Origin of the sequence: Nitrosomonas sp. Nm132 (assembly GCF_900100485.1) — a bacterium.
Taxonomy (GTDB): Bacteria; Pseudomonadota; Gammaproteobacteria; order Burkholderiales; family Nitrosomonadaceae; genus Nitrosomonas.
This window is the reverse complement of the sequence record NZ_FNDH01000060.1, coordinates 1-10790: the sequence shown is the minus strand read 5'-3', so window position 1 is coordinate 10790 and position 10790 is coordinate 1. Positions and strand designations below refer to the sequence as shown.

11 protein-coding genes are annotated in these 10790 nt (G+C 43.4%); 8 read left to right on the top strand and 3 right to left on the bottom strand.

The window, feature by feature from the left end:
* Nucleotides 1-540 precede the first annotated feature (540 nt).
* From BLP80_RS13440 to BLP80_RS13415, 6 genes are read left to right on the top strand one after another with little or no spacing between them, the layout of a single operon-like run.
* Complete coding sequence (locus BLP80_RS13440; RefSeq protein ID WP_090544068.1) at nucleotides 541-1659, top strand: D-alanyl-D-alanine carboxypeptidase family protein; 1119 nt, start codon at nucleotides 541-543, stop codon at nucleotides 1657-1659.
* Nucleotides 1660-1672: 13 nt separating this feature from the next.
* Nucleotides 1673-2542 (top strand): D-amino acid aminotransferase, encoded by an 870-nt coding sequence (locus BLP80_RS13435; protein WP_090544066.1) that lies wholly within the window; start codon nucleotides 1673-1675, stop codon nucleotides 2540-2542.
* 34 nt (nucleotides 2543-2576) lie between these two features.
* Nucleotides 2577-2843: an HP0495 family protein gene (locus BLP80_RS13430; protein WP_090544064.1), complete on the top strand. Its 267-nt coding sequence runs from the start codon at nucleotides 2577-2579 to the stop codon at nucleotides 2841-2843.
* A gap of 12 nt (nucleotides 2844-2855) precedes the next feature.
* Nucleotides 2856-3527, top strand: coding sequence for a lipoyl(octanoyl) transferase LipB (lipB, locus tag BLP80_RS13425; protein ID WP_090544062.1), 672 nt, complete (start codon nucleotides 2856-2858; stop codon nucleotides 3525-3527).
* Nucleotides 3517-4461 carry a lipoyl synthase gene (lipA, locus tag BLP80_RS13420; RefSeq protein WP_090544060.1) on the top strand — a complete coding sequence of 315 codons (945 nt, stop codon included), beginning with the start codon at nucleotides 3517-3519 and terminating at the stop codon, nucleotides 4459-4461. Before lipB ends, lipA begins: the two co-directional genes overlap by 11 nt.
* A gap of 22 nt (nucleotides 4462-4483) precedes the next feature.
* The gene (locus BLP80_RS13415) at nucleotides 4484-5923 is read left to right on the top strand and encodes a cyclic di-GMP-binding domain-containing protein, MshE-related (protein WP_090544058.1); all 1440 of its coding nucleotides are present in this window, start codon (nucleotides 4484-4486) and stop codon (nucleotides 5921-5923) included.
* Nucleotides 5924-6028: 105 nt separating this feature from the next.
* On the opposite strand, the gene BLP80_RS13410 is transcribed toward BLP80_RS13415, so the two are convergent.
* The 3 genes from BLP80_RS13410 to BLP80_RS13400 form a co-directional block, all read right to left on the bottom strand.
* Complete coding sequence (locus BLP80_RS13410) at nucleotides 6029-6640, bottom strand: hypothetical protein (protein ID WP_090544056.1); 612 nt, start codon at nucleotides 6638-6640, stop codon at nucleotides 6029-6031.
* Entirely contained in the window at nucleotides 6637-7233 is a 597-nt protein-coding gene (locus BLP80_RS13405) for an SCO family protein (protein ID WP_090544054.1), read from the bottom strand. Before BLP80_RS13405 ends, BLP80_RS13410 begins: the two co-directional genes overlap by 4 nt.
* Before the next feature lie 126 nt (nucleotides 7234-7359).
* Nucleotides 7360-8715: a YncE family protein gene (locus BLP80_RS13400; RefSeq protein WP_090544052.1), complete on the bottom strand. Its 1356-nt coding sequence runs from the start codon at nucleotides 8713-8715 to the stop codon at nucleotides 7360-7362.
* 254 nt (nucleotides 8716-8969) lie between these two features.
* Between BLP80_RS13400 and BLP80_RS13395 the strand changes: the two genes are divergently transcribed.
* Both BLP80_RS13395 and BLP80_RS13390 read left to right on the top strand, forming a co-directional pair.
* Entirely contained in the window at nucleotides 8970-9236 is a 267-nt protein-coding gene (locus BLP80_RS13395; protein WP_090544050.1) for a hypothetical protein, read from the top strand.
* Nucleotides 9237-9323: 87 nt separating this feature from the next.
* Nucleotides 9324-10511, top strand: coding sequence for a porin (locus BLP80_RS13390; protein WP_090544048.1), 1188 nt, complete (start codon nucleotides 9324-9326; stop codon nucleotides 10509-10511).
* Nucleotides 10512-10790: the final 279 nt, after the last annotated feature.

Below are 10790 nucleotides of genomic sequence, written 5' to 3'. Positions count from 1 at the left end.
TAGAGATAAATCGTTATTAATCGGTTTTGCCAGTTCATTGGTTACTTTGATTTATTGAGGTTGGGTGATGTCTTCCTCAATAGTTTAACGTTATTTATGAACTGGCTTCTATTTCAGCTCTTAATTCGCATTAAAAGAGTCAGCTAATGCAGCCTGACTCAAACTAAAAAGTCTCCGGAAAATCCGGGGCGATTCAGTTAATCTTGGTTGCTTTATCATTAAGCATACTGACTCATAGAATCTCAAATGGCAGCAAACATAATTTCTTATTTGCTATCATATGAGTCTTGTATTTTAAGACTTCGATTATGGGTAATAAATCGATGGTATATCATTCACAAATCCAGGCTTGATGATGATTTGAGCTGGATATTTGATAATTTTTTTCAGGTTACTTAAGTAATTTCTAGTCTCTAGTCATTCATCAAGAAATTTTGCATTCTCCCTTATCTAACAAATTAAATGAAAAAACCATTTTATTTATGTAGTTAGTTTATGAAATTTGATGAGCAAGCTATAATGAAATTTTTCCATGTTTTTATGAGAAGCTTACTTTGGTTACTGCTATGCTTTGCGGTACTCCCTACCTTTGCGCAGCAGCCTACTTTGTCTGTAGCAGCGAAATCCTTTGCTCTTGTTGATTTTTACACTGCCCAGACACTGGTCAGTCAAAATGCAGATGAGCGTCTTGAGCCTGCATCACTAACCAAGCTGATGACAGCTTATGTTGTTTTTACAGCTTTAAAGCAGAAACGTATTACGTTGGATCAAGTTGTCCCCGTGTCTAATGCAGCCTGGAAAATGGTGGGTTCCCGCATGTTTATCGAACCCAATAAACAAGTGACGGTAGATGAATTGATTCGTGGCATGATCGTGCAATCCGGGAATGACGCCTGTGTTGCGCTTGCCGAACTGATTGCCGGCTCGGAAGAAATGTTTGCACACATGATGAACGAGGAAGCAGCACGTTTGAAGATGACCAATACACGTTTTACCAATTCGACTGGGTTGTCTCATCCCAATCATTACAGTTCCGCGCATGATCTTGCGCTTCTGGCAACAGCCATCATTCGAGATTTTCCAGAGTATTATCCTCTCTATTCATTGCGAGAATATACCTACAATGGCATCACTCAATTCAATCGCAATCGTTTGCTGTGGCTTGATCCTAATGTAGATGGGATGAAAACGGGGTGGACTGTGGCTGCTGGTTATTGCCTAATCACTTCGTCCAAACGGGATGATCGTCGATTGATCTCAGTCGTCATGGGGACTGCAACACCCAATGCACGCAGCAAGGAGAGTCAGCGTTTACTGAATTATGGTTTTCAGTTCTTTGATACGGCGCATCCATACAAAAAAGATCAGGAAATTACAACAATCCAGGTTTGGAAAGGCGCGCAAAATAAACTCAAGGTGGGATTTGATCGCGATATCTATTTTTCACTACCCAAAGGGCAGGCTGAAAATTTAAAGGCTAAAATGGAATATAGACTGCCAATGATTGCACCTATCAATCAAGGACAAGAAGTAGGTTTCGTCAAATTTAGCCTCGGCAATCAGGAAATCGCGACCTATCCACTCGTTTCTCTTGAAACGATAGGCGAAGCCAGTATTTTTGGGCGTGCATGGGATAGCATCAAGATGCTCTTTAACTAATTTTTGGAAAAAAATGATTTACCTCAATGGCAAATTTGTGCCGATTGAACAGGCATACGTTCCGGTACTGGATAGAGGGTTCATTTTCGGTGATGGTGTATATGAAGTCATACCGGTTTACTCCCGGAAGCCGTTTCGACTCGCAGAGCATTTACACCGCTTGCAGCATAGCCTGAATGGTATTCGCCTTAAAAATCCTTACACTGATGAGCAATGGCATACCCTGGTAGAGCAGATCATTGCCTGTAACGAAGGCGATGATCAATATCTTTACTTGCATATTACGCGTGGAGTAGCCAAGCGTGATCATGCATTCCCAGCAGGGATTTCATCTACGGTGTTCATCATGAGCAATCCATTGCTAACGCCGCCTCAGGAATTGCTGCTGACCGGTGTTCCGGCGATTACTGCACAAGATAATCGTTGGGGAAGGTGTGATATCAAAGCCATATCATTGTTGCCCAATGTACTATTGCGTCAGCTTGCGGTTGATTCAGGTGCCATGGAAACAATTTTATTGCGTGATGGGTTTTTAACTGAGGGAGCAGCTAGCAATATTTTTATCGTAAAAAACAATGTGCTGCTAACTCCCCCCAAAAGCCATTTGATGCTGCCAGGTATTACTTACGATGTTGTACTGGAATTAGCACAAACCAACGCTATTCCTCATGAGGTGAGAGTGGTATCTGAAGAGGAACTGCGTACAGCGGAAGAAGTGCTACTCACTTCTTCTACTAAAGAGGTCATGCCTATCGTATCGCTGGATGGAAAAACAATTGGTGATGGTAAGCCAGGAGCTATGTTCAAGCAGCTTAACCAGCTTTATCAGCAATACAAGGCAGCTACGATGCGGGGCGGAGATGCTGTCGTATCATTAAAATAATGAGTTCTACAGTGTAGATGGTTCGCCACATATCATGACAGAGCAGCCTTCGTTTATTGAATATCCCTGTGATTTTCCAATCAAGATTATGGGTCGATCCCAGAAGGGGCTTACCCAGACTGTATTGAGTATTGTCAAAAATCATGCGCCTGATTTTGACGATACTACGCTTGAAGTAAGAGCCAGCAAGAATGGTACCTACTTAAGTCTGACCTGTACTATCTGGGCGACCTCTCGTGCACAATTAGATGCACTTTATCAGGAGCTTCATGATCACCCGATGGTGATGATAGTATTTTGAAGCCTTAATACGATGAAAAGTGTACGGCTTGGGCCAGAAAGAGCGCCACTGGCCATTAAAACGAGATCTCTGGGTACGGTGAATTATCTGGTAGCTTGGCGAGCCATGAAGGATTTTACCGCTAGTCGTACCGACCATACGCCTGACGAAATCTGGTTGCTGCAACACCCACCTGTCTATACTCAAGGCATCGCCGGTAGATCGGAACATTTACTCTGTCAAAATGAAATCCCGGTTATCAAGACAGACCGGGGCGGGCAAATCACTTTCCATGGCCCAGGACAGCAGATCGTCTATTTATTGCTCGATCTGCGCCGTTTAAAGCTTGGTGTAAGGGAATTGGTCAGGAAGATGGAGGGGGCTGTGATAGACTTGCTGCGAGAATATCGAGTGGATGCAGAGGGTCGCGTGGATGCGCCGGGCGTTTATGTGAATAATGCGAAGATTGCCTCATTAGGATTAAAAATTAAGAATGGTTGCTGCTACCATGGCATCGCATTGAATGTGAACATGGATTTGAGGCCTTTTTCTGCGATCAATCCATGTGGTTATGCAGGTCTGCGGATTACGCAGACAAAGGATCTTGGTATTGACGACGAAATGGAAGTTCTAGGTCAGAAAATGATAGAAAAACTACAAATTAAACTTGCTGAGGGAGGAAACATTCAACGTCATGACCACTGATAGACACGAAAGAGGGATCGCTAAAACTGCGCGCAACCCAATCAAAATCGATATTCAACAACCTGGCGAGATATTACGCAAGCCGTCATGGATACGGGTACGCTCATCCAATAGTCAAACATACTCTGAGGTCAAGCGCTTGCTGCGGGAGCACAAGCTGCATACTGTCTGCGAGGAAGCCTCATGCCCTAATATTGGCGAGTGTTTTGGCAAAGGAACCGCCACTTTCATGATTTTGGGGGATCTTTGCACCCGGCGTTGCCCCTTTTGTGATGTGGCACATGGCAGGCCATTACCGCCCGATCCTGAGGAGCCGTTACATCTGGCAAAATCTATTGCCGCACTGAAGCTTAAATACGTTGTGATCACGAGCGTGGATCGTGATGATTTGCGCGATGGCGGGGCAGAACACTTTGTTGATTGTATTCGTGAGATACGCGCTCATTCTCCGCAAACCAAAATTGAAATTCTCGTGCCAGATTTTCGTGGGAGATTGTCCGTGGCCTTGGAAAAACTGTCTGCCTGTCCACCGGATGTACTCAATCACAACCTTGAAACGGTTCCCCGTTTATATAAGCAATGCCGTCCTGGCGCAGATTATGCGCATTCCCTGAAATTGCTGAAAGACTTTAAAGCTGCTTTTCCTGCTATTCCTACTAAATCTGGCCTAATGTTAGGGCTCGGAGAAGCCGATGATGAGATTATCGAAGTATTACGAGATTTGCGTGAGCACGATGTCGATATGCTTACCATCGGTCAATATCTCCAGCCTAGCATTGGACATTTACCTGTCATGCGTTATGTATCGCCAGAGGGTTTCAAGGAGTTTGAGCGTATTGCGATTGAAATGGGCTTCAGTAATGCTGCATGCGGCCCAATGGTGCGTTCAAGCTACCATGCTGATCAACAAGCGCATGAAGCAGGGGTGAAATAGCTTTTAACAAAGGATAAACGGCATGGCAAAATCGATAGGTGAACTACTGGTTCATGAGGGTTTGATATCTGTAGAACAGCTGAATGAGGCGATTGCATTGCAGAGGCGTAGCGGCGGAAGTCTCACCAATGCAGTCACTTCTCTAGGTTACCTTACAGAGGAGCAGCTGAATCAATTCTTGTATCCTGCTCCACCAGTGCCGCTAAAAATAACTGATACGGGTTTGAGCGAAGTTTATCTGGTCGATCTGTTGCTTAAGGCTGCTTATCTGGAAGCAGGTACGTTTACCTTGCCGCGTATGTCGCATGTGCTTTCCCTTCCTTTTAGTGTCGTTGAGGAATTGATTGAGCAGATCAGAGCAGATCATTTGGCCGCTATTCGCACTTCTTCCGATTATACCAGTACGACTCAAGTACTCGAATTAACCCAGCGTGGTCGAGAAAGGGCAGAGGCAGCATTTAACATCAGTTTATATGTTGGGGCAGCGCCTGTTCCATTGGAAGATTACTCATTCATGCTAGCAAGACAAAGTGTCCGCCAGGTTGAGCTGGATAAGGAGTGGATCGATTCTTCCTTGAGGCATCTGGTTATCGGTGAAGAATTACTGAATCAATTGGGGCCTGCATTTTCTTCAGGACGTTCGATTTTTTTATATGGCCCGCCGGGAACAGGGAAAACCAGTATAGCTGAGGCGTTAGGACATGGCATACCGGGAGAGATTTATCTTCCACAGGCTATAGAGGTGGGAGGGCAGGTGATACGTTTTTTTGATCCGGCTATTCATACACCTGTCGAAGATAAGAAAACATTAGAAAGTTCCTCGCTTGATCTTAAAATGAGCCTAACTTATGATCCACGCTGGAAAAAATGCTATCGTCCAGTAGTGATGGTGGGAGGCGAACTCACGTTGGATATGCTTGAATTACGTTATGACTATTCCAGCAAATTCTATGAAGCGCCTATTCATATGAAAGCAGGAAATGGCGTCTTTATTCTGGATGACTTTGGTCGACAACGAATTGAGCCACGCCAACTGCTCAATCGCTGGATTATACCGTTAGAGCGCGGTATTGATTTTCCATCGCTGCATACAGGCATGAAATTCGAGATACCTTTTGATCAGATTACTGTGTTTAGTACCAATTTAAATCCATTGGATTTGGTGGATGACGCATTTCTGCGACGAATCCGCCATAAGATACATGTGCAATATCAGTCCGAAGGTGAATTCAAGGAAATTTTACGTCGTGTCTGCCATAAGCAAGGCGTTCATTACGATAGCGAGGTAGCCGAATATCTATTGAATAATCACTATCGTAAACAAAATCGACCACTAGTAGGTAGCCATCCGCGTGATCTGATGGAGCACATTGTCGATCATGCTCATTTCCTGAAGCGACCTCCAGAATTTACGAAAGAAGCTATAGATTCTGCGGCTGCCAACTATTTTGTCGAATTATAGGCCTAAATGGCGGGACTGAGGAATGACACGGAAGATAGTCTGCTTCATCACATGATCAATTATCCCAGCAATCTCAGATAAGTTGAGAATAATCCGGGGATTTGATCATCGTTTTTTGGGTGAACAAATTTTATTGAGTAGTGTAATGGCGGAAAACCGCTTCTCCTCTTTACGTCCTTTTCTTGCTTGATCGTATACTTTATTAATTTGTAAAGTATTCCCTTGCATGCTCGCTTGGATAGTGTATGCATCAAAATTGAAATCAGCACCGTAATTGATCCAATCGAGAGGTACGGTGAATTCTGCTCCTCGAACGATACGTTTGACAGTAAAATCTGCCGATAAGTTATATTCTCTAAACTCTCCGGTAATTTTTGACAATTTATGGTTTTCAGGTTGAAGAGTGCCTTCATATATCAAAATTTTATCCCCTTCTTCCTTATTTAATGGAAGCAGGAGAAGATAAGTTTTTTCATGCAAAATTTGCAAGAGCAGATAATCGCTGTTTTTCCCGTTGGTCTGTTCCCCTCTTGTTTTGACTTGGAATACCAAATGATTATCTGCTGAAATATCAGTTGCTACCTGTAAAATATCAAGTTCTGGCGTTAAGGATTTATCCATGAAAGACGCGATAGAGCGGGGATCCGCTTCGATTTGCATAGCAGCAACAGGCCCGGCTATCATGAATAGAGATATTAATACTGGAGTCCAGTTCATGACTTAAATAGCTCCTTTTTTTCGCGAAACATTTTTGCAATACGGGCTGCGTCTTCAAGTGCGTCAAATATAACTCTAATTTTTCCTGACGGATCAATTAAAAATGCCGAGGTACTGTGATCAACCTGATAATTCTGCTGGTTGCCAGCATTCTTCGTATAGAAAACGGTTTCTACACCAAAAGTGGCCTTGAAACGTTCCAAATCTTCACCTTCAAATCGTAAGTAAGCAATGTCTGCTCCAAAGCTTTTTGTATAGCCGGATAAGATTTCTTCCGAATCCCTGTCTGGATCCACTGTCACGAAAGTTCCATCCAATTTAATTTGCTCATTAGCAGCAGCTTTAACCAGCATGGCTAAATTAGCCAGTGACATGGGGCATATATCCTTGCAATGAGTGAATCCAAACACGACGAGTTGCCATTGATTGTGCTCACTTGTATGCGCTTGTCGCAAATGAGTCATTGTTTCAGCCTGCAGAGGCACTGGGCGAGGCAAGATGACCGTTGCAGCTTCGATGCTGGCCTGCGTAAAAAGAAGGGTCAGAGCAACTACTGTTGAAGAATACTTTCTTTGTAAAACGCTTTGTATCATTTATTTACTCTTTCTTTTCAATTTTATGATCACTTTGTTTTATATTTGAGTTGGCTCATCTTGACTTTTACCCGCACGACAATCCTTGAGTAAAAGCAGATGAGCCAAGTAAACAGCAATTAACTATTAACGCAAGGTACCTGCAGTAAATATACCATGCGGTTTAACCAGGCCATCATTAGGCCCCCAAACTTTCACGACTGTATCTGTCGAAGTATCGATTTTGACTACATATCCAGAAACCCAGCTTGCTACCACTATGTGGCGATTATCAGGCGTAGGCGCGATCGTATGTGCGATAGCAAATCCATTTGGAAGCTCTACACCTGGCTTAAGCCTCTTGATAAATTTTGGTTGATAGCGATCGGTTAAATCGTAAACAGATATATAGCCATCATCAGCAAATGTGAAATCGAGTGAATCTTCTTCTGCAATATAGAGCTTGCCATTGACAACAGCAATGTCGGAAGCAGAACGGAAAACACCAGGCGCATTGGCATTTGTAGAACGATCTAGAATTTTAGTTGCAGTGCCTGCTAGAGCATCAATCAACCAAACACTCGGTGGAATAATTTTTTCAGTAGTCGCGGGTGTTAACGAAGTTTTGTCGAGCTGCATCGTTGCCGTAACCGCATATCGTTCATCTAGCCAAACCGTAAAATGACTGAAAGCTGCATGTTTTTTCTCATCACCCAGCATAATCTGGCCTACAGGTTGCAGCTCGCCAGTTTCTCTGTTAGGTTTATAGACATCAATTACGCTATTGTCGAAGAAATACCCTGTACCAAGGCCAATGGTACCGGATTTATTGAAGTTGATACCATGCGTTTGCTCTGTGTAACCCGGTATGATGATAGGGTCAACATTCGCCACCAACTGATTTGTTTTGGTATTGACAACACGCACCCTGTCAGAAGTAAACTCAGTAAAGTAGATATAGTCCGAATAAGGTAATATAGTCGGACCATGAATTTGGGGTCCCCTGCCTATTACCCAATTAGGAATATTCTGAACATTGTTGACGGGCTCAACAAATGGAAATTCACTGGGTTCGCCTGCGGTTCCAACTGTCATTACTGATTCTACCGTCACTGAGGCGGTACCGGCGCCCCAATCAATACTGTCCGCTCTCAGCGCAATAATATAAGCTGCATGCTCATTCGTGGTATCGGATGTGATATAAATCTTATTTCCTTCCGGTAATACTATTGTATGCTGCAATGGGACTTTTCCAGGCCAGCCAGCGAGGCTAGTTGGATCAATAATTACTAGCTTGTCGTTCTCGTAATTAAAGAGATAAACCATGCCGCTGTGATAATCGATAGCTGTTGCCACAGGCTGCAGATAATTATTGTAGATATTTGGGTATTGATAAGTTGGTAAGGACACAGGATCATTACCTTTACCTGCGCTAACAGGACCTGCAGACAAGGCGAGCACGCATATGCTAGCCATAGGAATAATCTGGGCTAGCATCCTCATAGAAAACTTCTTCATTGACAGCATTAAAAATATCTCCTACAACACATTGATAATAAAGTCTTAATGCAATGGAATAACCACATTCCAATTACTTAAGACTGCCACATCGAAAAATACTACTTTCGACTTGAAACGATCCCTAACTGAACCAACACAACAGACCTAATCTAGGTTCCAGCACAGCAACGTCTTATCAATCAGTGTAAGAACTGCGCAACTTATTTCATGTGAGAAAACTCACAGGCATCCGAATCATGATTCTTAATAATAATGCGCATTGCATAGATAAAGAGTGGATTCAGACCCTGTTTTTCAAAAAATTATTGGCACTTTTTAAAGTGTTAGTAACTTTTCTGCAAATAAAGATACTGCTGGCAAGAAAAGAATCTTTTATGGTTTTTTTCCAGAAATTACATATTCAGGATTCAACTGGGCAGGAACGTAATTCATTTCATACGAACGCTAGTGTTCAGTGCGATGTTCCTCAGGCAATGCGGAAATCTGATTGTAAATTCAGCTAATTTGCTTATAAAACACTTGTTTATGCATTTAATTTGTATCAATTTACTTTCATATTATTTATTAATTTTCGCACACAGTGATTCATCATGAATAACAAGCTAATCTCCATCGCATTAACTGGCTTACTTGCCTCTACCAGCATTTCATCCGCATTTGGAACAAATATCTCGATCGTTGGCCGAATTCAGGCTGAATATAGTGGTATCAATATCGAAGGCTTCTCCAGTCAAACAACAGTTAATGATCCAACCTTTTTTTCTTCATGGGGCATTCGGGCATTCGAAGATTTAGGAAATGGATTTAGAGTGGTTACTATGATTGATTTCGGTTTTAATACGAACGGTGGATCCATAGGTAATCGGGAAGTATTCGTCGGGATATCCAAAGATTCACTTGGCACATTGAAATTTGGTCGCACCCATTCCCCATTTGCTGACTTTGCCGGCGGCTGGACGATTGATCCATTTGTCTATACCACTCTTCAAGCTACTGGCAGCGGTGGGACTATGATCGCAAGCGCCAACGGCCTTGGTTCAGGATCTTATTCCGCTGTAAACAGCGTGGTGCGTTTTACTTCCACAACCTTCAATGGTTTCTCCTTTGCGGTCCTGTTAATGCCTGGCGATGCAGACAAATTGGAAGCTCATCTTGGTGGCCACCTTGGCGGTCATGGGAATAATATTGGTGATACGGGCGGGGAGAATGGTGAATGGGATGTTCAATTTGCCGCCAAATACGTCATGGATTTCCAAAGCCATAAGCTGGAGGTATTCAGTGGCTATTCCAGAGATAATGTCAGTTCTGCACAAAAGAAGATAACTGCATTTAATTTAAAAACCGAAGAAGTGGGTCGGATCGGCGGGGTCTGGTCTTATAAAAACTTTAGCCTTCAAGGTCAATACGATTTTATCAGTGATGCACTGGGTGCGGCGACCTGCTCAGATGCGGCCGCTTTGGGTGCGATTGGCGACGTTTCTACTAGACAATGCAATACCGCAATGAATCCGGGCGGAGATGGCAGTATCTGGTATGCAGGGGGCCAATACAGATTGGGAAATACAACTTTGATTGCGCAGGGCGGTATGACTGATGCGAACAAAACAGATGTTTTTGCGAGTCGCAAATCAAAAAGCTTTACTGTTGGTGGACTTTATCATATGAGCAAGCGTACAAATTTATTTGGCGGCTATCAGCATGTAGACGTAATTGATAAAAATAGCATAGTAGATCGCGATCGTAATACTTGGACAGTTGGCATGCGTCATCTTTTTTAATCTCTGGGGGTTCAATTCCCTATCCCGTGGATGAGGGCTGATTGAAAATTAGCAGTCTAAAGAGCGTAGTTAACACCCTGACACCCCGCAGTTTGTGTGGGGTGTTTTTATGTGCGCCCGGCACGGGCGCACTCTTGGAGGTGAAAGTCCTCCCGTAAGTTGATCACAGCGAACGAAGCGAAGCGCAACTGCATGAGGGCGACCGATTGTGGGGAGGAAGCGTGGAGCGAAGCTGCGAGCCGATGGACAAGAACTGGATAGAAGGCGTTGCCGAGCAGG

What these genes read in the sequence shown, in the direction of transcription:
- BLP80_RS13410 (WP_090544056.1), bottom strand. Translation starts at nt 6,640, where the DNA reads ATGAACTGGACTCCAGTATTAATATCTCTATTCATGATAGCCGGGCCT.
- BLP80_RS13390 (WP_090544048.1), top strand. Translation starts at nt 9,324, where the DNA reads ATGAATAACAAGCTAATCTCCATCGCATTAACTGGCTTACTTGCCTCT.
- BLP80_RS13435 (WP_090544066.1), top strand. Translation starts at nt 1,673, where the DNA reads ATGATTTACCTCAATGGCAAATTTGTGCCGATTGAACAGGCATACGTT.
- BLP80_RS13405 (WP_090544054.1), bottom strand. Translation starts at nt 7,233, where the DNA reads ATGATACAAAGCGTTTTACAAAGAAAGTATTCTTCAACAGTAGTTGCT.
- lipA (WP_090544060.1), top strand. Translation starts at nt 3,517, where the DNA reads ATGACCACTGATAGACACGAAAGAGGGATCGCTAAAACTGCGCGCAAC.
- BLP80_RS13415 (WP_090544058.1), top strand. Translation starts at nt 4,484, where the DNA reads ATGGCAAAATCGATAGGTGAACTACTGGTTCATGAGGGTTTGATATCT.
- lipB (WP_090544062.1), top strand. Translation starts at nt 2,856, where the DNA reads ATGAAAAGTGTACGGCTTGGGCCAGAAAGAGCGCCACTGGCCATTAAA.
- BLP80_RS13400 (WP_090544052.1), bottom strand. Translation starts at nt 8,715, where the DNA reads ATGAGGATGCTAGCCCAGATTATTCCTATGGCTAGCATATGCGTGCTC.
- BLP80_RS13440 (WP_090544068.1), top strand. Translation starts at nt 541, where the DNA reads ATGAGAAGCTTACTTTGGTTACTGCTATGCTTTGCGGTACTCCCTACC.
- BLP80_RS13430 (WP_090544064.1), top strand. Translation starts at nt 2,577, where the DNA reads ATGACAGAGCAGCCTTCGTTTATTGAATATCCCTGTGATTTTCCAATC.
- BLP80_RS13395 (WP_090544050.1), top strand. Translation starts at nt 8,970, where the DNA reads ATGATTCTTAATAATAATGCGCATTGCATAGATAAAGAGTGGATTCAG.